Below are 24881 nucleotides of genomic sequence, written 5' to 3'. Positions count from 1 at the left end.
GGTGTTGGATGAGCCTGCAAAGGTCGGCATATGCCGCCGTGAAGATGGCATCCGGGAGCCGGCGACGGCAACATCATTGCGCCCTGGCCCGGCCGGCCACGCCTGGAATCAACCTTTGCGGTGCTCGCGCTGGTACTGGTAACTGCGGTACTGCATGCGCCGTTCCCACCGCTTGCGTTTCGGCGCAATGCTGCCTTTTAGGTATTTCTCGATAACCAATGCGGCGGCCGGGGCGGCCGCCGTGGCTCCGAAACCCGCGTTTTCCAGGTACACAGCCACGGCAATTTGTGGTTCATCGGCCGGCGCAAAACCCACGAACGTGGCGTGGTCGTCGCCTTCGTCGTTTTGCACGGTACCCGTCTTGCCGGCAATGGTAATTCCCACATCGGCGAGGCTGGAGAATTCGGCGGTTCCGCCGCGCTGCATCACGGCTTTCATGCCGGGTATCAGGGCTTCAAAATGCACACTGTCGATGAGGGTGTGGTGTTTTTCGGTGAAGCGCGCCAGCGGACCTTTGTCGCCGATGCTGCGCACAAAATGCGGCGTGTAGTACCAGCCGCGGTTGGCAATGATGGCCATCATGTTGGCCATTTGCAGCCCGGTGAGGTTGATTTCGCCCTGCCCCACGCTCAGCGAGTAGATGGAGCGAAACTTCCAGTTGCGGGTGCGGCGCAGCTTGTCGTAGTACGCCGGCGTTGGCAGGAAACCGGCCTGCTCGCGCGGCAGGTCCACGCCCAGCAGCGTGTCGAGCCCAAACGACTTGGCGTAGCGCTGCCAGGCGGCCAGGTTCAGGTGCCGGGCGCGCGCGGTGTCGGCCACCAAGCTGTCGGGCACGTGCTCGATGAGGGCGCGCATCACCTGGTAGAAATACGGGTTGCAGCTGTATTGCAGCGCCATGGTCAGGTTGCGGGCCTTAGGATGGTGGTGCACGCAACTGATGAGCGACTGGTCGCATTTATAAGCAGTGCCAGGCCGCGTAGCGCCTAGCTGCAGGGCCACAGCCGCGTTCACCAGCTTGAACACCGAGCCCGGCGGGTTGGCCAGGGTGGCGGGGCGGTTAAGCAGGGGCATGTCTTCGTTGTAGAGCAGCAGGTTGCGCGTGCCGGCCCGGTCCGGCGCGGTGATGGTGCTCGGCGTGTAGGTGGGCGCCGACACGGCGCACAGCACCTCGCCGGTGCGCGGGTCCAGCGCCACGAGGTAGCCCTTGCGGCCGCCGAGCAGGCTCTCGGCATAGGCCTGCAGCTTGGTGTCGAGGCTGAGGTGAATGTCCTGACCCTGCTGAAAAGCCGTGTCGGCGGCCCAGGTGCCGCGCTCCTGCCCGGTAGAGTCGAGCAGCGGGTGGCGGTAGCCGCGGTGGCCGTTGAGCAGGCCGTTGTAGTAGGTTTCGACGCCGCCGTTGCGCAGGCGGTAGAAGCGGCCGCGGCGGTAGCGCTGGGCCGCGCGCAGAAACGCTTGGGCGTTGTCGGCGGTGTAGCCCAGCACCGGTGCGCCCGCGCTGGCGGTGTAGGTGCGCATGGTTTGCTGCGTGAGCTTGAGCATGGGCCACTCTTCCGGGTGCTTGCGGATTTTTTCGGCCTCGGCGTTGGTGAGCATGAGCTTCACGCCGCCTTTGGGGCGGGCGCCTTCGTAGGGCAGGGCGGCGGCAATACGGTACCACAGGGTGCTGTCGCGCCAGCCCAGCAGCTTGCTGAGCCCGGCCGAGTCGAGCGGCGGGCGGGCCGGCAGCGTGAGCAGCGTCACGGGCCGGGTGGCCACCAGCACCGAGTCGTTGCGGTCGAGCACTCGGCCACGGCGGGGCGCTTCCGATACATCGCGGCGCGGCGTGAGCGGACCAAACGTAGAGTCCTGCACCACGGCTTCTTCGGGCTGCTGCGCGGGCGACGAGCAGGCCGCCAGCAGCAAGAGCAACAACGCCAGGAAGCAGGATTTCCAGTAAGCAAGGGCCATAAGCATTCGGTAAAGCTAAATGATGGCCGGGGACGCGGTCGGTGTTCTTCGATGAACAGGGCACGCCACCGCACAAAAGGGGAAGATTGGCCGAAATGAGCATTGCGGCGGCAGCCAAAGCCACGATGGCACCGGGCGTTGGCCGTGGTGCCCGCGCTGCCTAAGTCAGGAGCTTACGCAGAAGCACTATTTGCCCGGCGTGGTAGAGGTAGTGCTGCGCCACGCCGTGCAGCATTTGGTAGGCCGTGTACGAGCCGCCCTGGGGTGGCTCAAACGTGGCCCCGATGGTGCGGTCCAAGTCAGCTTCGGGCAAGGCTTCTGCCAACGCCAGCAGGTGCTCGTGAGCCGTGCGCAACCCCGCTAGGGCTGATTGCCAGCTGGCCTCGGTTTGGTTGGCGGGCGCGGCTGGCCAGTCATCAGCCTCGCCTGGTTGCAGGGGCTTGTTGTCGGCAATTCGGCGGCGCACAATGGCCGTCCAGCTTGCCAGGTGAAGCACAATTTCCCAGATGCTGTGGGCATTGCTGATGGGATAGTGGGCAGCCTGGGCGGCCGTTACGCCTTCCAGATTGGTGAGCAGCGACGGGCCGCACCACGGCTCCCCGTCGAAAGCGCGGCGGAGCTGGTCGAGCAAACGTGGAATTTCGGGCATGAGGAAAAGCGAAGCTAGCGACGGAAGAAAGAGTGGAACAGGCATGCGTACGGCTGCGCTCGAGGAAAGGCTCGACTGCCCGTTTAGCCCCAATCGCCCCGCCCCTACCTTTGCGCGCTCTATGTACGATTTCCTGACCACCTCGCCCTGGCCCGATTACGAGCTCATCGACAGCGGCAACTTTCAGAAGCTGGAGCGCTTTGGCAAGTACGTGCTGGCCCGGCCCGAGCCGCAGGCCATCTGGGACCCGCACCTGCCGCTCAAGGAGTGGGAAAAGGCCGACGCCGCCTTCGCCCGCGCCCCCGGCTCCACCGAAAAAGGCCAATGGCGCCTCAAGCCCAGCATGCCCGAGCAGTGGGTCATTGCCTACGAGCGCCCCGACGGCCTGAAGCTGAAATTCCGCCTCGGCCTGTCGTCGTTCAAGCACGTGGGCCTGTTTCCGGAGCAAGACCCCAACTGGCAGTTCATCTACAACCAAACCCGCCAGCGCCGCGCCAAGCTGCCGCGCGTGCTCAACCTGTTTGCCTACACCGGCGCGGCCACGCTGGCCGCCCGCGCCGCCGGCGCCGACGTGACGCACCTCGACTCGGTGAAGCAGGTCAACTTCTGGGCCCGCGACAACATGGAAGCCAGCCAGCTCGACGGCGTGCGCTGGCTGGTGGAAGACGCCATGAAGTACGTGCGGCGCGAAGTGAAGCGCGGCAGCAAGTACCAGGGCCTCATCCTCGACCCGCCCGCCTACGGCCGCGGCCCCAACGGCGAGAAGTGGCAGCTCGAAGACGAACTCAACGAAATGCTCAAGCTCAGCCAGCAGCTGCTCGACCCCGAAGACCATTTTTTTGTGGTGAACCTGTACTCGCTCGGCTTCTCGGCCCTGATTCTCGACAACCTCACCACGGCCATTTTCCCCGGCCCGAAAGCCGTGCGCGAGCTGGGCGAAATTTACCTGCACGACGCCGGGCAGCGCAAATTGCCGCTGGGCACGTTCTGCCGGTTTGCCACGTAGCCTGGGCTTTTAGTCCGCACCCAACTATCCGCCGTATGGCACTTCTTCTTCGCTAAACTCGCGGACTAAAAGTCCGCGCTACTTCATGCACACGCCGCACGCCCATCGCCGCCTCGCGCTCATTGATTTGGGCACCAATACGTTCCACCTGCTCATTGTGGAAATCTCCAAAACGCCCGGCGAAAAACCGCTGGTGCTGCTGCGCACCAAAGCCGGCGTGCGCCTTGGCGAAGGCGGCATCAGCCGGGGCGTTATCGCGCCGGAACCGTATGCGCGGGCCCTGCACACGCTGGCCGGCTTCAAGGAGGAAATTGAGCTGCACGAGGTGGAGGAAGTGCGCGCCACGGCCACCAGCGCCATGCGCGTCACCAAAAACGGCCCCGATTTGGTGCGCGACATCTTCGAGCAAACCGGCATCCGCGTCGACGTCATTCCCGGCGAGCGCGAGGCCGAACTCATCTGCCAAGGCGTGCGCCAGGCCGTGGACCTGGGCACCGAGCCGCACCTGGTGATGGACATCGGCGGGGGCTCGGTGGAGTTCATCATCGCCAACCAAACCACCATTTACTGGAAGCAAAGCTTTGAAATCGGCGCGCAGCGCCTGCTCGACAAGTTCTTTCCGGACCCCAGCGGCGTGTTTCCCGCGGCCGCCGTCGAAGCCGAGCAACGATACCTCGGCACCGTGCTGGAGCCGCTCATTGAAGCCCTGCAACGCTACAAACCCGTGAGCCTGGTGGGCGCCTCGGGCAGCTTCGACAGCCTCGCCGACATGCAGCTGGGCCAGCTACGCACCGAAAGCCAATTGCCGCCGCACACCGAGCTGGCCCTGAGCAGCTTCCAGGAAAGCTACCGCCACCTGCTGAGCGGCAACCACGAGCAGCGCTTGGCCATCCCCGGCATCCTGCCCATGCGGGCCGACATGCTGGTGGTGGCCGCCGTGTTGATTGATTACGTGCTGGGCATTTCGGGCATCACCCGCATTCAGACCTCAGCCTATGCCCTGAAGGAAGGCCTGCTGGCCGAAATGCTAAGCGCATAATTCACAGTCGGTTATGCAGAGCGCAGCGAAGCATCTCGCGTGCCCAAGCAAATAATTGATTGAATCAGTTAGAGCACGCGAGATGCTTCGCTGCGCTCTGCATGATGCCCTATGCCAACCTTCTCCTACAACCAGCTTTTCACGTTCACCGAAAGCGTCTTCCGCAGCATGGGCTGCCCCGAGGCCGATGCCACGCTGGCCACCGAAACCCTGCTGTCGGCGGACCTGCGCGGCATCGACTCGCACGGCGTGGCCCGGCTGGTGGGCTACGTGCGCCTCTGGGAGGCCGGCCGCATCAACGCCACGCCCCGGGTGGGCGTGACCTACGAAACGCCCAGCACTGCCGTGGTGGACGGCGACGGCGGCCTGGGCCTGGTGGTGGGTCCCAAAGCCATGCGCGTGGCCATCGAAAAGGCTCAGCAAGTGGGCTCGGGCTGGGTGTCGGTGAAGAATTCCAACCACTTCGGCATTGCCGGCTACCACGCCATGCTGGCCCTGGCCCACGACATGATAGGCGTGGCCATGACCAACGCCTCGCCGCTGGTGGCACCCACCTATTCCTTGGATAGACTTCTCGGCACCAATCCCATTGCCGTGGCCGTGCCCGCCGGCGAACAACCCGATTTCGTGGCCGACATGGCCACCACCACCGCCGCCAACGGCAAGCTCGAAATTGCCCAGCGCAAGGGCACTCCCCTGCCCGAAGGCTGGGCCCAAACCGCCGACGGCCAGCCCAGCACCGATGCCAACGCCGTGAAGAACGGCGGCGCGCTGCTGCCGCTGGGCGGCGCCACCGGCTCGCACAAAGGCTACGCGCTGGGCAGCATCGTCGACATCTTTTCGGCCGTGCTTTCCGGCGCCAACTACGGCCCCTGGGTGCCGCCCTTCGTGGCTTTCCTGCAGCCCTCGGCCAACCCCGTGGGGCAGGGCCTGGGCCACTTTTTCGGGGCCATGCGCGTCGATGCCTTTCGGCCCGCCGATGAGTTCAAAGCTCATATGGACAACTGGATTTCGACCTTCCGCAACGCGCAGGCCGTGGAAGGAAAAAAAGTGCTCATTCCCGGCGACCCGGAGCGCGAAACGGCCGCCCACCGCCTGCTCGACGGCATTCCGCTGCTGGAAGCCGTGGTGAAAGACCTGGAAGGCGTGGGCGCAAAGTTTGGCGTGAAGCTCTAAAGCGGCGCTTGGCGGGCTTAGTTCAGGCGCGCGATTTCGGCCCGCAGTTCGGCCATCGTCACCGGCCGAAAACTGAACCCACTCAGCGCGGAAAGGCCCACCACGCTACGCCGCGTCGACAGGTAGGTGATGCCGTTTTCGCGGCGCAGGGCCAGCACGGTCACGATTTTGCCCAGGGGCACGTTCTTAAACACAGTTTTGGCCGACGTGAGCTGTTCGCCGCCCATGATGCTCTGATATCCCCGAAACAAGAGCGTGGCCACGGCGCCCGTCCGGCCGGTGTTGACGCCGAAGGAAACGAGCGGACCGGGCCCCAGGTACCGGTCGCAGTTTATCCAGCGCAAGCCCTGCGCACTCAGCTCGTTGTACACGCCCTCCTGGGTAATGGCCGCTTTGGACGTGTCGGTGAACTGGGTGCGCAGCCGCACCAGCTCCGCAAGGGCCCCCACCCGCTGCAGCGAGTCGTAGTAGCGCGGCCGGGCGGCGTACATGGAATCGGTGTAGCCCCGGGCGGCGATGTACCGGGCGCGTATCTGCTTAATCCGATTCGAATAGAAGGCGTTGTTGCGGCGGTGGGCCGTCTTGGCGAGGTTCCAGTCTTTGGGCGCCACCAGCACGCGGCCCGATTCGCCGAAATAAATGGCCACGGTGCGCGAGGCTTCGCCCGGCGTGAGCGAATCGGACACGCCCGCGGTCGAAAACAACGCCGGCTCCCACGGCGGCAGCTGCTGAAAGGCGCCGCTGATGGCCTTGGCCAGTTCGGCATCGGTGCTGGCAGGAATGGTCACGTGCGGGGTGCCGGTAGAATCCAGGGCCATATCGACCCCCACGATGCGCAGGATGCGCTCCTTGTACTCTTCCGAAGCACGGCGCAGCGCCGTGTGCTCGGTCTTACTCATGCGCCGGCCGCGCCGCAGCCGGGCCCGCGTCGCGTCGGGATACTCAATGCTGGCGGCCAAGGCCTTGCGAAACCCTTTTTCGCCGGTTGCGAACTCCGGCTCCTCGGTTTCCATCCAGCCGTTGGACCCTCTTATGTGCTTCTTTTTCTTGTTGGGCTTTCGGGCCCGAAAGCCTCGGCGGGCGGGCAACTCCTTGGCGGGCTTCCGTGTTGCCACGGCGGCCGGCGCCGGCGCGGCGGGCGGTTGCGGGGCGGGCACCTGCCAGTCAATGCGCCCCGGCCCTTTCTCTACCCCCGCAAACAGTTGCATGCCTGGCTTTTTCTCTTTGGCGGGCATGCGCAGGTGCACAAAGGCGCCCGGCCGCAGCTGCACCGGCTGGCCGTTGGCGGTGGCCGTGAGGTGCAACATGCCGCCGGTTTCCAGCAGTTGCGGCCCCGCAGTGGTGCTGAGCCCAGCCAAAACCATGTCGGCCGGGCTGTAAAACTCCCGGAGTTCCAGCGTCACCACGGCGTTGCTGTCGGCCGCGGGCAGCGCCCAAATGCCCGCCGGAAGCAGCAGCTGGGTGCCTTGCGCGCCGGTCACCATCGTGTCGCGGCCAGGCCGGATGGCGAACGGCTGCGCCGCCGGCAGCCCCGTCAGCAGAAAGCGCCGCAATTCGCCCGTGGCGGCCGAATCCGGGGTAGTTGCAAGTTCCTCTTCAGCGGGTGCCTCGTTCGGGGCATCGGCCAGCACCGTGGCGCCCCGCTTGATGCGCACAGGCGGCGAAGGTTCGGGGGCCGTCGCACCGGCCGGTTGCGCGCGCGCAGCCGCGCCGGCGGCCCGCGAATCGGGGGCGGCCGTGGGCGGCACCCTGGCGTGGCTGGCGGTATCGGCGGCCACCGGCGGCTGGGCACCGGCGGCGGCCTCTTGGTTTTTGCGCTCACGGCCACAGCCGGCCGCCAGCAAACCGGCTAGCACAAACAGAAGCGGGTAGTTTTTCAGCATAGGCTCATGCAACAACGCGAACGGCGCGCCAACCAAAGTTAGCGCGCCGTTCGCGTTCTAAAACTGCATGTTGCGGGCCGTGCTTACGACAGCCCGTGAGCGGCGACCGGCACCAGCGCGGCGATGGCCACCTGCTCGTTGAGGTACTGCGACGAGTAACCGGCGTCGGAACGGTTCACGAACAGGCAGGTGCCGCCCGTTACGGTTTCGATGATTTGGTCCTTCAGCTCCATGGGCAGCGCGGGACAGCCGAGGCTGCGGCCCAAGCGGCCGTTTTGCTTGATGAACTCCTCGCTCACGTAGTCGGCGCCGTGCATCACCACCGAGCGCGCTTCGGCGTTGGTGTTGAAGCCTTCGTCCAAGCCTTCCAGCTTCAGCGAGCGGCCGTGCTTGCCCACGTACTCGCCGCTGGTGGCGTAGAAGCCGAGGCTGCTCATATTGCTCTGGTCGGTGTTGGAGAAGTTGGTGGCTTCGTTCTCGCCGGAGTTGTGGCCGTGGGCCACGAGCGTGTGAAACAGGATTTCGTTTTTGGCCAGGTCGAGCACCCACAAGCGCTTTTCGGTGCTGGGCAAGTCGAAATCGACCACCGTCAGCAGCTGCTTGTTTTCGTCCAGCTTGCCGGCCTGGCGCAGGTTGAGGTAGCCGGTCATGGCCTTGGCAAACGTTTCGAAGCGCAAGCCTTCCTGCTCGGCGCCGAGGGCCGTGTAGGTGGCCCGCAGCTTCTGGTCGAACACGGCCTGGGGCGAGAAATCGACTTTGGGCAGGCGCAATTCGCTGCGCGCACCGCCGGCCATCGACTTCGTGACGGGGCCGGCCATGGGCGTGGCCAAGAACAAAGAAGCCAGGAACGGCAGCACCCGCCGCGCGATGCGCTGGCGCCGCAATACCTTCCGTTTGCGCTGAACTATGCTGGTCTGGTGCATGATGGGGAAAGAATAGCTGATGGAAAGGCAGCCCACCGCCCAAAAGACGGCTGACCCATAACCTTATACGAAAGCTTCGCCCATTAAGGACGAGTTATCAACGACAAGAACCTCCAAATAATTCCAAACTGCTATTTTCCGGGGGGGGGCGGCTACAGCCAGCCGCGCTTGAGAAAGCGCCGCCCAGCGGCCGGCCCGTCGAGCCAGCGCGAAGCCAGTCCGGGGCCGCTCACCAGCAGCAGGCTGCCCACCCGCAGCGTGGCAATGATGTCTTTGAATTGTTCGGGCGGCAGGGCCGGGCAGCCGCGGCTGTAGCCCAGGTGGCCGTGCTGCTGCACATACTTCGGGCTGGCGTAGTCGGCGGCGTGCAGCACCACGTACCGGTCGTAGGCGTTGGCGTTCTGGCCTTTGTCGAGCCCTTCGATGCGGCGCGAGTAGCCGTGGATGCCGTCGTAGGTGTCGGCCGTGCGGTAGAAGCCCAGCGAGGTGCAGGCTGATTTCTCTTCGTTGGAAAAGCGGCGGGCACGCAGGTGACCCGAGCCTTCGCCGTGGGCCACGAGGCTGCGGTGCAGCACCTGCGCGTTCTTCAGGTCGATGACCCAGAGGCGCTCCACGGTGTTGGGCAGGTCCATGTCGGCCACAGCCAGCAAGCCGGCCCGCTCGATGCGGCCGGTGGGGTGCAGCGTGAGGTAGCCCACGCAGGCCTGCTCCAGCACTGCCGGGCGCAGCTCGGCGGCGCGGGGGCCCAGGGCAGCGTGCAGCTGCCGAATGGCCTGGCGCAGGGTATCGGGCACGCTGGGCAGCACAGGCAGCGGCGTCAGGGCCAACGAGTCGGGCACGGGGCCGGTGGGTTCGGTTTCCGAAGGCGTAGCCAGAGGCGCAACCCGAGACGCGGTGGCCACCGCGCTGCTGGTTTCGTCGGCGCGCACTTGGCAGCCAGCCAGCGCCCACAGCGCCATGGCGCCCACCGCAACCGTATTTCTCCACTTCTTTTTCGCCGCCATTCGCAACACTTTCACGCTAAATATTCCCTGAAAGTACTGCCATCAGATTCCTGCGACAACGCCGGGAGGCTCTTACCGCGAATTTTGCTCGACGGTGGGATTCGGCTCGCCCCTGCTTAGCTAGAAGAATACGCTGGCATTCAGCTTGGCATAGAAAGGCGTGCCGGGGGTAAAATGCAGCTCGTCCACTCCCTCGGCCGCTTCGCCGGGCAGGCGGCTTTGGGTGGCAAACTGGGCTTGGTTCCAAGCCACATTGAGCAGGTTCTCCGCAGAGGCACCAAGCTGAAAGCGGGGCGTAGTGTAGCTCAGCACGGCGTCGAGCAGGAAGTAGCCGCGGGCCCGAATGCTGCCGTCGTCGTTGGCCGGGCGCGAGTCGATGTGGCGGTAGCGCAGGCTGCCGCTCAGGCCGCGCGGGGCCTTGTAGGTGAGCCCGCCGGTGCTGGTGAACGTGGGCGCCAGCGGAATGTAGTTGGCCCCGGCTTCGGCCTGCAGCTGGCGGCCGTGGTTGTAATTGAAGTCGCCGTCCAGAAACAACCGGCGGCCGAGCTGGTAGCGCAGGGCCAGGTCGAGGCCGTAGCGCTGGGTGGGGCCGGTGCTTTCGGTGATGCCTTCGTCGCCCACGTACACCAGCTCGTCCTGCAGGTGCAGGCTCCAGAGGGCCGCGTTCACCACCAGGCTGGGCAGGGGCTTAAATGTGCTGCCCAGCTCGTAGCCCAAGGCGCGCGGCAACACGTTGGCCGTGGCGTCGTGGATAACGCCGCGGGCATCGTTGGAATGGAAGCCCAGGCCCGAGCGGGCAAACAGCTGCACCGCGGGCGTGAGCTGGTAGTACAGGTTCAGCTTGGGCGACACGCGGGCGTGGCGCACCCGGCCCCGTAGCGGCTCCAGCTGCCCGGTGGCCTCGTCGGCCAGCTGCCCGCGAAAATCAAACGTGAAGAAATCGGCGCGCAGGGCGGCGTTCACCGTGAGGCGGTCCGTCAGGTCAAGGGTTTCGTCGAGGTAGGCGTTGAGGTTTTGCTCGAAGAGGCGGCCCGTGGTGGTAGTCGCAGTAATCTGGCGCCGGGTGGCCCGAAACAGGCCCAGGGTGGAAAAGTCGTTGCGCGTGCCCACGCCCAAGGTACTGTGCAGCGAACGGGCCCCGAACTGGTCGGCGCGCTCATAGGTGGCCGAGTAGCCGAACAGGTGCCGGTCGTCGGTCTGCTCGATTTCGTCGCCGTTCACGGAGTCGCGCAAGAAGAAGGTAAAGTTGGAAAACAAGCCGAAATCGTATTTCGAGTAGTAGGCCTGCTGGCGCAGCACGGCATCGTGCGGCAGCGCCGTGCTGAGGATAACGCTGGCGTTGGTGCGGCCGGTGCGGCCGCCTTCGGTGGGGTCGATGCTGCCGTAGCGCGAGATGCGGCCGTCGTTCACGGCGCGCTCCGGAATCTGTCCGCTGGCGTCCCAGCGCGAGGCGAAGTGCGAGCCCAGCAGCGTGAGCGAGGTGCGCTCCGACAGCTGCCCGGTGTACTTGGCCAAGCCGTTGAAGCGCTTGAAGTGCTGCGGCGCGTCGAAATACGAATTGGTGAAGTTGTACTCGGCCGCCACGTAGGCACTTTCCGGACGCTTGCTGATAAGGTGGCGGCCGGCACCCAGCAGGTCCAGCAGCACCAGCGCCCGGTACGTGTCAAACTGGCCCACCTCCAGCTTTGCCTGGCTGCGCTCCAGCCGGGTTTTGGTGGTGAATTCGCCCGCGCCGGCCGTGGCAAAATCGCCGAAGCGCGCCGTGTAGGGTCCTTTGTACACTTTCAGCTGCTCCACCGTTTCGGGTATCACGAAGTGAAAATCGGCGTAGCCCTGGCCGTGGGCGTGGCTCACCATGTTCACGGGCAGCCCATCGATGCTCACCGCGAAGTCGGTACCGTGGTCGCAGTCGAAGCCGCGCAGGAAAATCTGCTCGGCCTTGCCGCCCCCCGCATGCTGCGCAATGAACAGGCCCGGCACCAGCCGCAGCAGGTCCTGGGCCGAGTTGATGGGCCGCAGTGCCTGGTCGATGTGCGAGATGGCAGCCAGGCTCTGGTTGGGGTCGCGGGGCTGGCTCACGGTCACTTCCGAGAGGTTCAGCGCGGCGGGCGCTATGGCCACCGCCACTTTCTCAGTGCCACCGGGCGCTACCGAGCCGCCAACCGTCTTGGCCCGGTAGCCGAGCGCGCCCACCCGCAGCGAGTAGCGGCCGGCGGCCAGCCCACCCAATCGAAAAGCCCCCCGCTCGTCGGTGACCGTGCCGCCGGGCTGGCCCTGCAGGCCCACGCTCACGCCCGCCAGCGGCTGGCCGGAGGCAGAATCGGCCACCGTGCCGCGCAGCGTGGCGGTGTTTTGGGCATGGGCCGACGGGGCAGCCAGCCCAATCAGCAGCGCGCACGCACCGCGCCGGGCCCACTTGCGGCGGGCTCGTTTCAGTAAAAAAGTAACGTTCATAACGCCGGGAATGCGATGCCGGCGGGGCACTTTTGGGCCCCTGCACAGCCTCAACGCGAGGATAAGGTGAAGTGGCGCGCTTGCCCGTGGGGCAGCACACCGGGGCGGTGCTGAACCGGGCTTGGCCCGGTCGCAACGCTCCTCATCAACTTATGCCCGGCGGGGTGGTGGCGAATGGCACCCCCCGAAGCCAGCCGCTTCGGCAACTGGGCCAGCGGGCACATTCCCGGCAGAAACCAGCGCTTCACATAGCTGCACGCAGCTCACCTGGCCGGCTAGCTCGCAGTGCACGTCCAGCGCCTTGAGTTGGGCCAGGTAATGCAGGCCCGTGCCGGTGGGCAGTTTCACTTTTGCCACGTGCTGCGCGCCGTTGCACTGCTCAAAGCAGTCGAGGCGCAGGTAGTTCTGCTGCTGGCAGTGCCGGCTGTGCACGTACGGCCGGGCGGCGGAAAACGCCGGTGCTTCAGGCCGGCGCACCGCCAGGCCGGCTCCCACTACCAGCAGGTAGTTGGCAAGCAACAGCAAAGCGAGCAACGAGCGCAGCATCGACGACGGCGAAAAAATGAATAGGGCAAACCCGGGACGCAGGCCCGGAAATCAGGAAAAAAACACGCGCTCCACGGTCCAGTAGGCCGCCACCAGGCCGATGACCACCGACACCGGCACCACCACCCGCTGCTTGTACCAGCTTTTATTGGCCGCCCAGCGCCCCACCAGCGCCCAGCAGAGCAGAATCACGGCCACCTGCCCGGCCTCCACGCCCACGTTGAAGGAAATGAGCGAGCCGAAATAGTCCTTTGGCGGCAGCCCCAGCCCGGTGAGGGCGCTGGCGAAGCCCATGCCGTGCACCAGCCCAAAGCCAAACACCACCGCCACGCGCCACGGGTTGAGCCGGTCGGTGATGATGTTTTCGATGGCCACAAACAGAATGGACAGCGCAATAATGGGCTCGATGATGGCCGGCAGCGGCTGAATGAGCCCGTACATGGCCAATCCCAGCGTGATGGAGTGCGCCACCGTAAACGCCGTGGCCTGCAGCAGCACCGGCTTGAGCCGCGGCTCGAGGATGTAGAGGCTGACGATGAACAGAATGTGGTCGAACCCCAGCGGAATGATGTGCGTGAAGCCCAGCTGCAGGTAAGTCCACAGAATCTCGGTGCGCGACAGTTTCGAGAGGTCCGTGTTCAGGACGTGTGCGGCCGCGGGCAGCGCCAGCCACAGGAGCGCAGGCAGCACCAGCGCGGCGCGCCGCGCCCGCTTACTGCCCCCAAACGGTCCTGCATTAAGCTTCATATCAGCGGACGGCCAACAGTTTTTTGCCCTCGGCTTCCACGTCGGGGTTGAGGTAGGGGGCGGTTTTCAGGGAGTTTTCAATCAGGGCCTGGCCTTCCGCCGTTTTGCCCAGCTTGGTGAGGATGAGGCCGGCGCGGGCCAGCAGCACCGGGTTTTTGGAGCCGGTGCGGCGGGCCACCTGCATGTATTTCTGGGCCTCGGCGTACTGGCCGCGCTTGTAGAGCACCCAGGCCATGGTTTCGTTCACGTCGATGTTGTCGGGGCGGCGCGTGTATTCAATTTTGGCGTGCTCCAGGGCTTTGTCAAGTTCGTTGGTTTTGAGGTAGGCGTAGGCCAGCTCGCGGTCAGCGTAATGGCCCATCTGCTCGTTGTCGTCGGCCTCCTGGGCGGCGCTGGCCAGCATGGCAATCGACTCTTTGGCCATTTTTTGGGCTTCGCTGGGCTGGCCGTTCAGTCGGTACAGGTCGGTCAGCTCATCGGCAAAAGCGTAGTCTTTCACCAGGCCGCGGGCCTGCTGGTAATGCCTGATGGCGGTGGCATAGTCGCGCCGCGCCGCGGCCATGCGCCCCATGCCGGCCAGGGCGTAGGCATAGCCGGGGCGGGCCGCCAGCGCCATGAGGTAGTAGCCGCGGGCCCGGGCCGTGTCGCCGCTTATCTCGTGGAGGTGGCCCAGGGCCACGCGGGTCCACTCGGTTTGCTCCAGGCCGATGTAGCCGGCTTTCACGGCCATGTCCATGGCCTGAATGGCGCCCGGCACGTCGCCATAAATCTCGCGCAGGTAGCTCACCCGGGCATACGCCGGCAGGTCGGGCCGCAGCTCGTTCATTTTGTCGGCCATCTTAATGGCTTCCTCGTAATGGCCCATTTCCACGTTGGCATCCGTCAGCAGGCCGTACACGAACCCGCTGTTGGGATTCAGCTGGCGGGCCTGCTCGGCAAGGCCCAGGCCCTGGGCAAAGTGGTGCTGTGTGAGGCTGAGCGAAGCCTTGCAGCACAGCGCCTCGAAGTTGTCGGGCTCGGCCTGCAGCACTTCCTCCAGCAGCTCCATGGCGGCGCCGTCGTAGTACGGGTGGTCGCCGGTCACGCGGGCTTCCTGCATGTAAGCTTGGGCCAGCAGCAGACGGCTTTTGTGGTCGTTGGGGTTTTGGCGCAGCTTGGCCCGCAGGCCTTCGATGGCGGCTTTGGTGTTCAGCCACTCGCCACCGGCGGCCAGGTCGCCGCGCCGCTCTTTCAGCTCGGGCGTGCGCACCGCCGGTTTTTTAAACACGAAGATGGCGAGGGCCATGAGCCCGAACACCACCAGCAAACTTGGGTATAGATACTTTTTCACAAGCGCAGAAAATCAATTGACAACAAGGTAACGCCCCCAAAACCGTTCCCGAAAAAGAGCCGCCGCCAGCCCCGTACGGGCCCAACGACGGCTCTTTGTTCAGCAATCCGGGAAAGCTATTGGCGCTCGATGCGCACCGATTGCACTACCGTCTGGCCGTTGTAGAGGGTGGCAATGTACTGGCCGGGGGCCACGTCGCGGCCGGGCGTCCAGGTCAGTTCGTTCACGCCCTGGGCAAAGGCTTTGTCCTTGGCCACGGTGGCCACGCGGCGGCCGGCGGCGTCGCTAATCACCAGGCTCATGGTGCCGCGGGTGGGCAGCTCGAAGTGCAAGGTGGTGCGGTCCACGAAGGGGTTCGGGAAGGCCTGAGCCACCGTCAGGTTGGGCGCCAGGCCGAGGCCGGCCGAGCGCTGGGCCAGGGCCACGCGCTGGGCGTTGGTACCGCTCCACGGCGTCTGCACGTAGGGGAAGGCGGCGCGGAAGGTGGTGTCGTTGGCCGTGATGCCGGCGTTGAAGGTCAGCACGCGGCCCAACTGCGGGGTCACGGGCGTGGTCGAGGCGGGCGTGTAGTCATCGTACCACAGGCCAATGGCGGCCAATACCACGCCACCGGCGGCTTGCAGCTCGATGCGGGTCACGTCGTCTTCGAGGCGGCGGCCGTTGGGGAAGCCGTCCATGTTTGGGATGTTCTGCACGGCGGTGCTGGCGTTGAAGCGCGAGTCCGTGAGGCCCAGCACAGCGGCGGCCAGCAGGCCTTCCGAGCTAAAGTCGGCCGAGTTGCGGGGCGTGGGGGGCACGGCCATGTTCAGGCGCAGCATGTCGCCGCCGGGGTTGTTGGCCGCGGTGCCCACCAGCAGGAAGTTGTTGATGAACGGCTTGCCAGCGGCCAGCGGGTTGCCGGCCTTGCCCGTGGCCAGCTGGTACGGAATGGCGTTCGGCACGCCGGTGTGGAAGATGGGCAGAATATCAACCGAGCGCGGCTTGCCCGGGCGCAGCAGGTACTCGCCGTAGCCACCGCTGGCCAAGGGAGCCAGGGCCGTGCCGGCCAGCAGCGGGCTGCCGGCCAGGCCGCTCACGCCGGCCGCGCCGTTGCGGAAGTCGAAGCCGGTGAAAGACGCGCCGCCCAACAGGGCCTGCCCGGCCAGCGACTTCGATTGAATGCGCAGCGGGCCCAGGCCGGGCACGGCTTCGCCGTAGTAGGTCTGGCCAGCGGGCTTGGGCGCCGTGGGGGCCACGGGCACGTTATCGGCCATGTACAGGCCCAATTCGGGGTTCGAGAGGTAGTCGTCGGTGGCCAGGGCCTCGTTATAGGGCGTAATGGCGTTCCAGGCGTCTTTGGCCCCGATGGGGTTGATGACTTCGTTCAGCAGCGGCATGCCCAGGCGCGATACCTGCACGTAGCTGCCCGACGTGGTGGGCGCACCGCCCGTGGCCGAGAGCACGCGGGTAGAAGGCCGGCTGGCCGATGCCCACACGCCGATGATGTAGTTGGAATCGAGAATGTTAGTGCTGGCCGTCAGGGCCGGGGCACTGGCTTTTTTCAGCACCGACACCGGAATCTGCATCGCAATGGCGTGGGTGTTTTTCCGGGCCACGCCGTCGCGGGCCGAGCCGGGAGCGCGCACACCGCCCAGGTCAAAAATGCCGCCCAGGTCCACGAAGAACGGGTCATCGGTGGGGCCGCAGAAAATTTTGGTGCCATCGGCCAAGGTTTGGATGGCGTTGGTCATCAAGGCGGTGTAGGTCGTGTTCAAACCAGCCGCGCTGGTGATGGAGCGCGGGCCCACGTTCGGCGGGGGCACCACGCCGTTGCTCACGATGGTGCTGAAGGCGCCACCGCCCACGCTTTTCTCGCAGATGTACGTGGTTTTCAGGTTCTGCTGGCCCAGGCGGATGTTGAAGAACGTGCTGGGGTCCTGGTTGGTGCGCGTGAAGGTGAAGCGGTAGGTAATGTCGTCGCCGGTGTTGCCGGCGGTACCGTTCTTGATGTGGATTTCGTAGCGCACGTTCTCGCCGAACGTGTTGTAGTTCGGGCCGCCCTGGGGCAATTCCAACGGAATGTAGTTGGCAATAATCGTGACGCTGGCGTTAGCGTCGTTGTTCGGCGCGTCGGGGCTGCGGAAGGCGTAGAGGTCGGTGTTGTCGGCCAGCGGGTCGTCGGCGATGAGCGGGGCTTCGCGGTGGCTCGAAGCCTCCAGCGTGTTGTGTTGGCCACTCCAGGCCAACATCCCTCCCACCGATGTTGCGAGCAGAGCAACGTGGAAAAGGGGACGAGTAAGCAAGTTTTTCATGTAAAAGAAGTGTGAATAAGGTGAAAAGAAAACGGCAAAGCGGAGCCCGAACACTAGCAACCGTAGCAGCCAGATATTTTAGATTCCCAAATGGTTATGCGCACTTGTTCTCACCTTACGAGCCCAACAATCGTTTCGGTTTGAAAGCATATTAAAATCCTTGAATAAAATTCTGGCGTTGTATTGGGGCTCGTTCTGCCGAACGCATCATTTCAAGCCCGCGCGGGTTTAAAGGCTACTTTTGTACTGCGCCAGCCGGCGTTATTTTTTTATTACATCAGGGCCTGCCTCGTCGCAGGCCCCTCTCCTTATGGCTACAGTCGCTATCAACCTTGCCACCGGCAGCCTCCAGCAAGAAGAAATCATCGTGGGCATCGACTTGGGCACTACCAACAGCTTGGTGGCCTACGTGCACCCCGAAACCCGCCAGCCCGTGGCCATCAACGACCTCGGCCGGGGCACCATCGTGCCTTCGGTGGTGCATTTTCCGGCCGACGGCGCCGACCCCGTGGTGGGCACCGAAGCCCGCGAGTTCCTGCTCACCGACCCGCAGCGCACCATTTATTCGGTGAAGCGCCTGCTGGGCAAAAGCTACCGCGACCTCGGCGAGCACGCCCGCCAACTCGGCTACAAAGTAATTGACGACAATTCGGAGGGCCTGGTGAAAATCCGGGTCGACGACCGGTTTTTCTCCCCCATCGAGTTGTCGGCCGACATTCTCCGCGAATTGCGCGCCCGCGCTGAGCACGCCCTCAAAACGCCCGTGAATCGCGCCGTCATCACCGTGCCAGCGTATTTCAACGACTCGCAGCGCCAGGCTACCCGCGACGCCGGGCGCCTGGCCGGCCTTGAAGTGCTGCGCATCGTGAACGAGCCCACAGCCGCCGCGCTGGCCTACGGCATCGGCCTCGACCCCGACGAAGAGAAAACCGTGGCCGTGTACGACCTCGGCGGCGGCACCTTCGACATCAGCATCCTGCGCATTCAACAGGGCATTTTTGAGGTGTTGAGCACCAACGGCGACACCTACCTCGGCGGCGACGACCTCGACCGCGCCGTGGTGGACCACTGGACCCGCACCTTCGACCTATCGGAGGCGTTCCACACCAATCCGCACCTGCAACAGCAGCTGCGCCTAGCGGCCGAAATAGCCAAAAAGTACCTCAGCCAGCACGACGACTTCACGACGCATCTCACCGATGAAGCCGGCCAAAACGTCCCCGTCACGCTCACCCGCGCCCAGTTCAACGGCCTCATCCGCCCGCTCGTGGACCGCACCATTGCGGCCTGCCGCCAGGCCCTGGCCGATGCAAAGCTCGAAACCAAGCTCGACGCCGTGCTGCTGGTGGGCGGCTCCACCCGGGTGCCGCTGGTGTACGAGGCGGTGTCGGAGTTCTTCGGCCAGCCGGCCAACAACTCGCTCAATCCCGACGAAGTGGTGGCCCTCGGCGCCGCCATTCAGGCCGATATTCTGGCCGGCAACCGCCGCGATGTGCTACTGCTCGACGTGACGCCGCTCACGCTGGGCATCGAGACGTTGGGCGGGCTGCTCGACCCCATCATTCCGCGCAACTCCAAGATTCCGACCAAAGCCGGCCGCCAGTACACCACCAGCGTCGACGGCCAGGTCAACCTGAAAATCGCCGTGTACCAGGGCGAGCGCGACCTCGTGAGCCAGAACCGCAAGCTGGGCGAGTTTGTGCTGACGGGCATTCCGGCCATGCCGGCGGGCTTGCCCAAAGTCGACGTAAATTTTTTGCTCAACGCCGACGGCATCCTGAAAGTAGAAGCCATTGAGTTGCGCTCGAACACGCGCCAACAAGTCGAAATCAAGCCCCAGTACGGGCTCACCGACGAGCAGGTAGAGCAAATGCTGATGGACTCGCTGGTGAACGCCAAGGAGGACGTGGCCACCCGCCTGCTCATTGAAGCGCGCACTGCCGCCGAGCAGCTGCTGTACCAAGTCGACAACTTCACCCGCAAAAACCGCCAGCACCTCACCGACGAAGAGCTGACGGCCACTGCGGCGCAGGTCGCCACCGTACGCATGGCCCTGGCCGGCACCGAGCGCGACCCCATCCTCAAGGCCATGGACGAACTCGACGAGCTGACCCGTCCTTACGCCGAGCGGGTGATGAACATTTCCATTCAGCAGGCCATGGCGGGCAAGAAAATCGGCTAGCCCCGGCGCCTCGTTGCACCCGGGTGGTGCACTATTTTTTCCGCATGGATTCTTCGCGTTTTCGTTCGCTGTTGCTGGGCCTGTTCTACGTTTCGCTGGCCAGCCTGCCGCTCTCGGTCGACTGGTTTTCGAGGCGCTGGCACTTCGGGCTGATGGTGGCTTCGGAGCCGCTGATGGCCCTCACGGTGGGCGTGCTGGTACTGGGGCTACTCGCGGGTTGGGTGGCCTGGCCGCGCACCACGCGCCGGCTCGATAAGCTTATCGGGCTGCATTTTGGCGCGCTGTTTTTGTCCACCGTGTTTTCCAGCGCGCCGCTGGTGTCGGCCAAGTACTTCGCGGCCGTGCTCCTATACGCCCTGTTTGGCTACGGCGTGCAACGCGTGCTGCGCCTTGAGCGCACGGAATGGTTCCGGGCGCTGGGGGCGCTGGCGCTGGGCACCTGCGCGCTGGCGGCCTATACGTTGGTGCGCCACGCCACCATTGGCATTTCTTACACGGTGTCGTATTTCATCGCCCAGCCGTTTCTGGAGCACGGCCACACCAACCTCACGGTGCTGCTCGAGCCCCTGGTGCTGCTCCTGAACATGGTGTTGCTGTTTCATCCGCGTGCCCAAAGCCAGCGGGGGCGTTTTTCCCTCACCGCTGCGCTGGCCTGCGTGCTCATGGTGGTGGCGTTTTCGTATTCGCGGGCTTCCTACATCTCCCTGCTGGCGCAGGCGTTGCTGCTGCTGGCCTTTTCGGGGCGCGAGGCGGGCATCCGGCTGTTGCTGCCCTGGGCCGTGGCGGGCGGGCTGGTGCTCGGCGCGTGGCAGGTTATCAACATCGTGCACCCGCATCCGCCTACGCGCACCAAAACCGACTTGCTGCACGAGTTGGGTTCGGTGAGCGACTTTTCCTCCACCAATGAGTCGAATGCCGAACGCATGAGCCGCTGGGTCTACAGCCTCTCGCTCTTTCAACAAGAGCCCGTGGTGGGCGTGGGCCCGGGCACGTTCCCCGACCAATACCTCGACTTCGTGCGCCACGACCCCGAGCATCCCAACTACACCCCCACCCTGCGCCGCATGAACGCGCACAACCTCTACCTCGACTGGCTGGCCGAGTCGGGCGCGCTGGGCTTCCTCACCGGCGTGCTGCTACTGGGCTACCTCGTGTTACGGCAGCTAAAGTGGGTGTTTCGCTGGCGGCAGACACCGGCCCAGGTGGGCTTCACGGTGTACTTAGTGTTTTTCCTGCTGCATTCCTTCACGCAAGATTTCTGGCAGGAGCCCCGCGTGATTGTGCTGTTCTGGCTGGCGGTGGGCCTGCAACGCTACTACGGCCGCGCGGCCATGCCGGCCGGAGCAAAGCCTGCTGCTGTTCCTACGCTATTGCCTGCGCCCAACCCAGCCTCTTAACTAAGGCATTCAGCACAATCGAGCACAAAAAATGTTTTGTGCCGCTAGCGCAGTTCTAAGCCGCCCATCTTGGAACCAACGCTGCTGGGCGCTTATTCAACGTTTCCGAGGTGTCATTGATGGTTTGGCCGGCTTTGACGGTATGTTGGGCCGCAGACCAAACCCCAGCACCGCCCGCGAGGTAGTGTCCCGAAACGTTACTTCCAATAGCACCGGCGGTGGTTTAATAGCGGAGTCAGCGGCGAAGGAAAACGCGTAAAAAAGTCGCGAGGCCCCGCCATCGCCCAGCCGCACGCCCAGCTTGTAGAGCTCAATAGCCTGCCGGTGTTTCTGCCCGCTGCGCCACAGCGGCCGGGCCGATGCCTCAAACCGGGCCAGGCTGATGGTATGCTGCACTTCCGGTGCCAGCCGCCGGTAGGCCACCGAATAGTCAGCCCGCAGCACGGCCCGCAAAAATTGGTGAGCTGCCTGGGCTTGGCTCTGACGCGGCGCTGCAGCGGATTTCGGGTTTTCTTGGGCGCCTGCCCACCCGCAGGCCGCCGCCAGCAGCCCCGCCATCAACAGCGCTTTTTTGTGTGCTTGCATGGCCTAAAGTACGGCCATTTCGGCGCATACGCGCCGTAGCGAGTCCGCTGGCCGCCTACTCCTCGGTAGCAGGTACCAGCACGAATACGTCCTCGCCGGGCCGCTTCATGAGGTATTTCTCCCGCGCAAATTTCTCCAGTAGCGCCGGCGAGCTCATCAATTCGGCCCGCTCCTTTTTTACCACCTCAATGTTGTCGAGGTAGTATTGCTTCTCGTTGCGCAGCTCCTGCCACTTGCGGTAGATATCGAACTGCTTGCCCAGGTCGTTGGCGTCAAACACCAACATCCACACCAGAAAGCCCATCCCAGTGAGGAAATAAAAGCTGCGGAACACGCGCAGCACCGGACCGATAAACGAGGGTAGTTGCATCAGGGTAAAGATAACAGAACGGCCGGCTTCGCTCACGCAAAACCGGCCGTTCTGTTGTTACCCGAGAGGATTCCCTACATTTTCTTGCCGGGGAAGTAGGCCACTTCGCCCAGTTCCTCCTCAATGCGGAGCAGCTGGTTGTACTTGGCCATCCGGTCGGAGCGCGAGGCCGAACCGGTCTTAATCTGGCCGGTGTTCAGGGCCACGGCTAGGTCGGCAATGGTGTTGTCCTCCGTCTCGCCCGAGCGGTGGCTCATGATGCTCTTGTAGCCGTTGCGGCGGCCCAGGTTGATGGCATCAATCGTTTCGGTGAGCGTGCCAATCTGGTTTACTTTGATGAGAATGGCGTTGGCGATGCCTTCGTCGATGCCGCGCTGCAGACGGTTCACGTTGGTCACAAACAAGTCGTCGCCCACCAGTTGGGTTTGCTTGCCCACACGCTCCGTGAGGGCCTTCCAGCCGGTCCAGTCGTCCTCGTCCATGCCGTCTTCCAAGCTGATGATGGGGTACTTCTTCATCCAGTCGGCCCAGTAGTCTACCATCTGGCTGCTGGTCAGCTTGTCGCCGGTACTCTTTTTGAAGTGGTACACGCCGTCCTCGTAAAACTCCGACACGGCCGCGTCCATGGCAATGAACACGTCCTCGCCGGGGCGGTAGCCAGCCGTTTCAATGGCCTGCAACACAATCTTGATGGCGTCCTCGTTCGACTTGATATTGGGCGCGAAGCCACCTTCATCGCCCACGTTCGTGCTGAAGCCTTGCTTCTTGAGCACGTTCTTCAGGTGATGAAAAATTTCGGTGCCCCAACGCAGGGCTTCCGAGAACGACGAAGCGCCCGTGGGCATAATCATGAATTCCTGGAAGTCGATGGAGTTGTCGGCGTGCGAGCCGCCGTTCAGGATATTCATCATGGGCACGGGCAGCGTGGCGGCACCCACGCCCCCTACGTAGCGGTACAGCGGCATGCCAGCGTCTTGCGCAGCTGCGCGGGCCGCGGCCAGGCTCACGCCCAGAATGGCGTTGGCGCCCAAGTTGGCCTTGTTAGGCGTGCCGTCCATCTCCAGCATAATTTTGTCGAGCAGGGCTTGCTCATATACCGAGAAGCCCACCAACTCCTCCGCAATGCGGGAATTGACATTGTCTACGGCTTTGAGCACGCCTTTGCCCATGTACATCGACTTGTCGTCGTCGCGTAGCTCTACGGCTTCGTGTTTGCCGGTGCTGGCGCCCGAGGGCACCGCGGCGCGGCCCACCACGCCCGAGTCGAGCGTGACGTCCACTTCTACCGTCGGATTACCACGGGAGTCAAAAATTTGGCGGGCATGAATTTGCGAAATGAAGCTCATAGCAGGGCGTTTGGTAAACAGTTAAAGTTGCTGCAAACGTACGGGAATCGGCTGGGATATGCACCTTTGGCTAAGTAAAACCACCGCCCGCCACGCGTTTAGGAGAGTTACGCAGGACTGAACAAGGGTGCTTTCTCAAAACAAAAAAGGGACACCCCGTGCGGAGCGTCCCTTTCAACTTTGCAGCAATGGCTACGAATTAAGCACCAGCCTCGTCAGCCTTAGCCTCTTCGCGGCTCTCGCCATCTTTCACAGTTTCGGTAGCCGTGTCGGCCGGAGCCGATTGCTCAACTACAGCATTCGGAGCAACAGCTTCGCCTTTCACTTCGGTAGCCGAAGTAGCGGCATCGCCAGCAGCCTTCTTGCCACCACGACGCGAACGACGGGTAGTGCCAGCAGCTTTATCAGCAGCAGCCTGCTTCGACTCGAGCAGGGTCTCGTTAAAGTCCACCAGCTCAATTACGCACATGTCGGCGTTATCGCCCAGACGCACGTCGCTCAGCTTCAGAATGCGGGTATAGCCGCCGGGACGGTTCGCGATTTTGCCCGAAATATTGCCAAACAGCTCCTTAATCGACTCTTTGTCCTGCAAGGCAGCAAACACCATACGACGCGAGTGCGTCGTGTCTTCTTTCGACTTGGTCAGCATCGGCTCCACGTACTTGCGCAGGGCTTTGGCTTTGGCCACGGTCGTCGTCAGACGCTTGTGCAGGATGAGCGACGAAGCCATGTTCGACAGCATCGCGTGGCGGTGGGCGGTGGTACGGCCCAGTTGGTTAACTTTTCTTCCGTGTCGCATTGGACGTTTGAAAATGTGTGCACTTGCGGGCGGCGACCACGGCGGGCCTCCAAGGCCTCATTAGAACCGCTGCCCCTTGGGCGCACTGGTTAAAAATTAAAAAAGGGATAAAGAGAATGGCTGAACCTTTGTCGGCCGACTGCAACGCAGTCAACTCTTCAACGGTTCAGCCATCACTACTATTCTTCGTCGAGACGATACTTGCTCAGGTCCATGCCGAACTCCAGGCCACGCTCTTCCACGAGGTTTTCGAGTTCGGTCAGGCTCTTCTTGCCGAAGTTGCGGAATTTCATCATGTCGGCAATCTCCAACTGCACCAGTTCGCCCATCGTCTTGATGTCGGCGGCCTTGAGGCAGTTCTTAGCGCGTACGCTGAGCTCCATGTCCTCTAACGGAGTCTTGAGCATCTTGCGCATCTGCATGGTTTCCTCATCAATCGGCTCGTCTTCGGTTACGCGCGGACCTTCGAGGGTCATCGTGTTGTCCGAGAACAGCATGAAATGCTGGATGAGGATATTGGCAGCGCCTTTCAGCGCCTCCTCCGGGTGAATCGAACCGTCGGTCTGAATCTCAATGATGAGCTTCTCATAATCGGTTTTCTGCTCCACACGGGTGTTCTCGATGCTGTACTTCACGTTCTTGATAGGCGTGTAGATAGCGTCGATGGCAATCTGACCAAATACCTGGTCGGCCGGCTTGTTCTCGTCGGCGGGCACGTAGCCGCGGCCACGGGCAATCGTCAGCTCCAGCTCCAGCTCAACGCTGGGGTCCAGGTGCGCAATCACGTGGTCGGGGTTCAGCACCTCGAAACCGCTGGCGAACTTGGCAATGTCGGCACCCGAAAAGGTATCCTGGCCTTTCACGCGCACCGTAATTTTATCCGAGATGGCATCGCTCACTTTCTTGAAGCGGACCATCTTCAGGTTCAGGATGATTTCGGACATGTCCTCAATCACCCCTTCGATGGTCGAAAACTCGTGCAGCACGCTGCTGGTGCGCACCGACGTGATAGCGAAACCCTCCAGCGACGACAACAGAATGCGACGCAGCGCATTGCCGATGGTGACGCCGTAGCCCTTCTCGAGCGGCTTAAATTCAAACGTCCCGGTGAAGTCGTCGGATTTCTCCATCACCACTTTCTCCGGCATCTGAAAAGCTAAGATTGACATATGTGGGGCGTTAAAAAAGTTGTAGCGCACGCGGTAGC

20 protein-coding genes are annotated in these 24881 nt (G+C 63.6%); 5 read left to right on the top strand and 15 right to left on the bottom strand.

What is annotated here, in order from left to right; all coding sequences use genetic code 11:
* Window positions 1-108 precede the first annotated feature (108 nt).
* Both JAO73_RS06210 and JAO73_RS06205 read right to left on the bottom strand, forming a co-directional pair.
* Window positions 109-1947, bottom strand: coding sequence for a peptidoglycan D,D-transpeptidase FtsI family protein (locus JAO73_RS06210; RefSeq protein WP_198976234.1), 1839 nt, complete (start codon window positions 1945-1947; stop codon window positions 109-111).
* A gap of 160 nt (window positions 1948-2107) precedes the next feature.
* Entirely contained in the window at window positions 2108-2596 is a 489-nt protein-coding gene (locus JAO73_RS06205) for a DinB family protein (protein WP_198976233.1), read from the bottom strand.
* Between the two features lie 121 nt (window positions 2597-2717).
* Between JAO73_RS06205 and JAO73_RS06200 the strand changes: the two genes are divergently transcribed.
* The 3 genes from JAO73_RS06200 to JAO73_RS06190 all read left to right on the top strand — a co-directional run bounded on the left by JAO73_RS06200 (window position 2718) and on the right by JAO73_RS06190 (window position 5817).
* A complete protein-coding gene (locus JAO73_RS06200) occupies window positions 2718-3602 on the top strand; it encodes a class I SAM-dependent methyltransferase (protein ID WP_198976232.1) in 885 nt (294 codons plus the stop codon).
* A gap of 85 nt (window positions 3603-3687) precedes the next feature.
* Window positions 3688-4641, top strand: coding sequence for a Ppx/GppA phosphatase family protein (locus JAO73_RS06195; protein WP_198976231.1), 954 nt, complete (start codon window positions 3688-3690; stop codon window positions 4639-4641).
* A 111-nt stretch (window positions 4642-4752) separates the two neighbouring features.
* The gene (locus JAO73_RS06190; RefSeq protein WP_198976230.1) at window positions 4753-5817 is read left to right on the top strand and encodes an Ldh family oxidoreductase; all 1065 of its coding nucleotides are present in this window, start codon (window positions 4753-4755) and stop codon (window positions 5815-5817) included.
* Between the two features lie 17 nt (window positions 5818-5834).
* Here JAO73_RS06190 and JAO73_RS06185 read toward each other — a convergent pair whose 3' ends face one another.
* The 8 genes from JAO73_RS06185 to JAO73_RS06150 all read right to left on the bottom strand — a co-directional run bounded on the left by JAO73_RS06185 (window position 5835) and on the right by JAO73_RS06150 (window position 16995).
* Window positions 5835-7700, bottom strand: a complete 1866-nt coding sequence (locus JAO73_RS06185; protein WP_198976229.1) for a hypothetical protein — start codon at window positions 7698-7700, stop codon at window positions 5835-5837.
* Between the two features lie 83 nt (window positions 7701-7783).
* Window positions 7784-8623, bottom strand: coding sequence for a murein L,D-transpeptidase catalytic domain family protein (locus tag JAO73_RS06180; protein WP_198976228.1), 840 nt, complete (start codon window positions 8621-8623; stop codon window positions 7784-7786).
* 152 nt (window positions 8624-8775) lie between these two features.
* Complete coding sequence (locus JAO73_RS06175) at window positions 8776-9642, bottom strand: murein L,D-transpeptidase catalytic domain family protein (RefSeq protein ID WP_198976227.1); 867 nt, start codon at window positions 9640-9642, stop codon at window positions 8776-8778.
* Between the two features lie 105 nt (window positions 9643-9747).
* The gene (locus tag JAO73_RS06170) at window positions 9748-12081 is read right to left on the bottom strand and encodes a TonB-dependent receptor (RefSeq protein WP_198976226.1); all 2334 of its coding nucleotides are present in this window, start codon (window positions 12079-12081) and stop codon (window positions 9748-9750) included.
* A 150-nt stretch (window positions 12082-12231) separates the two neighbouring features.
* Window positions 12232-12627 (bottom strand): hypothetical protein, encoded by a 396-nt coding sequence (locus JAO73_RS06165; protein WP_198976225.1) that lies wholly within the window; start codon window positions 12625-12627, stop codon window positions 12232-12234.
* 51 nt (window positions 12628-12678) lie between these two features.
* A complete protein-coding gene (locus JAO73_RS06160) occupies window positions 12679-13374 on the bottom strand; it encodes a HupE/UreJ family protein (RefSeq protein WP_198976224.1) in 696 nt (231 codons plus the stop codon).
* Between the two features lies 1 nt (window position 13375).
* A complete protein-coding gene (locus tag JAO73_RS06155; protein ID WP_198976223.1) occupies window positions 13376-14704 on the bottom strand; it encodes a tetratricopeptide repeat protein in 1329 nt (442 codons plus the stop codon).
* A gap of 116 nt (window positions 14705-14820) precedes the next feature.
* Entirely contained in the window at window positions 14821-16995 is a 2175-nt protein-coding gene (locus tag JAO73_RS06150; protein WP_198976222.1) for a DUF4331 domain-containing protein, read from the bottom strand.
* 310 nt (window positions 16996-17305) lie between these two features.
* Here JAO73_RS06150 and hscA point away from each other — a divergent pair, with 310 nt between their 5' ends.
* Both hscA and JAO73_RS06140 read left to right on the top strand, forming a co-directional pair.
* The gene (gene hscA, locus JAO73_RS06145) at window positions 17306-19177 is read left to right on the top strand and encodes a Fe-S protein assembly chaperone HscA (RefSeq protein WP_198976221.1); all 1872 of its coding nucleotides are present in this window, start codon (window positions 17306-17308) and stop codon (window positions 19175-19177) included.
* A gap of 44 nt (window positions 19178-19221) precedes the next feature.
* Window positions 19222-20574, top strand: coding sequence for an O-antigen ligase family protein (locus tag JAO73_RS06140; RefSeq protein ID WP_198976220.1), 1353 nt, complete (start codon window positions 19222-19224; stop codon window positions 20572-20574).
* A gap of 96 nt (window positions 20575-20670) precedes the next feature.
* Here JAO73_RS06140 and JAO73_RS06135 read toward each other — a convergent pair whose 3' ends face one another.
* From JAO73_RS06135 to JAO73_RS06115, 5 genes are all read right to left on the bottom strand, one after another.
* Complete coding sequence (locus JAO73_RS06135) at window positions 20671-21132, bottom strand: hypothetical protein (protein WP_198976219.1); 462 nt, start codon at window positions 21130-21132, stop codon at window positions 20671-20673.
* Between the two features lie 82 nt (window positions 21133-21214).
* A complete protein-coding gene (locus JAO73_RS06130) occupies window positions 21215-21529 on the bottom strand; it encodes an FtsB family cell division protein (RefSeq protein WP_198976218.1) in 315 nt (104 codons plus the stop codon).
* 74 nt (window positions 21530-21603) lie between these two features.
* Window positions 21604-22875 (bottom strand): phosphopyruvate hydratase, encoded by a 1272-nt coding sequence (eno, locus tag JAO73_RS06125; protein ID WP_198976217.1) that lies wholly within the window; start codon window positions 22873-22875, stop codon window positions 21604-21606.
* A 199-nt stretch (window positions 22876-23074) separates the two neighbouring features.
* Entirely contained in the window at window positions 23075-23674 is a 600-nt protein-coding gene (gene rplQ / locus JAO73_RS06120) for a 50S ribosomal protein L17 (protein ID WP_198976216.1), read from the bottom strand.
* 179 nt (window positions 23675-23853) lie between these two features.
* Window positions 23854-24843, bottom strand: a complete 990-nt coding sequence (locus JAO73_RS06115) for a DNA-directed RNA polymerase subunit alpha (RefSeq protein ID WP_190925743.1) — start codon at window positions 24841-24843, stop codon at window positions 23854-23856.
* Window positions 24844-24881: the final 38 nt, after the last annotated feature.

The organism is Hymenobacter miniatus (assembly GCF_016427455.1).
Taxonomy (GTDB): domain Bacteria; phylum Bacteroidota; class Bacteroidia; order Cytophagales; family Hymenobacteraceae; genus Hymenobacter; species Hymenobacter armeniacus.
Note: the sequence above shows the minus strand (reverse complement) of the source record. Positions and strands in the feature narration are given on the sequence as shown.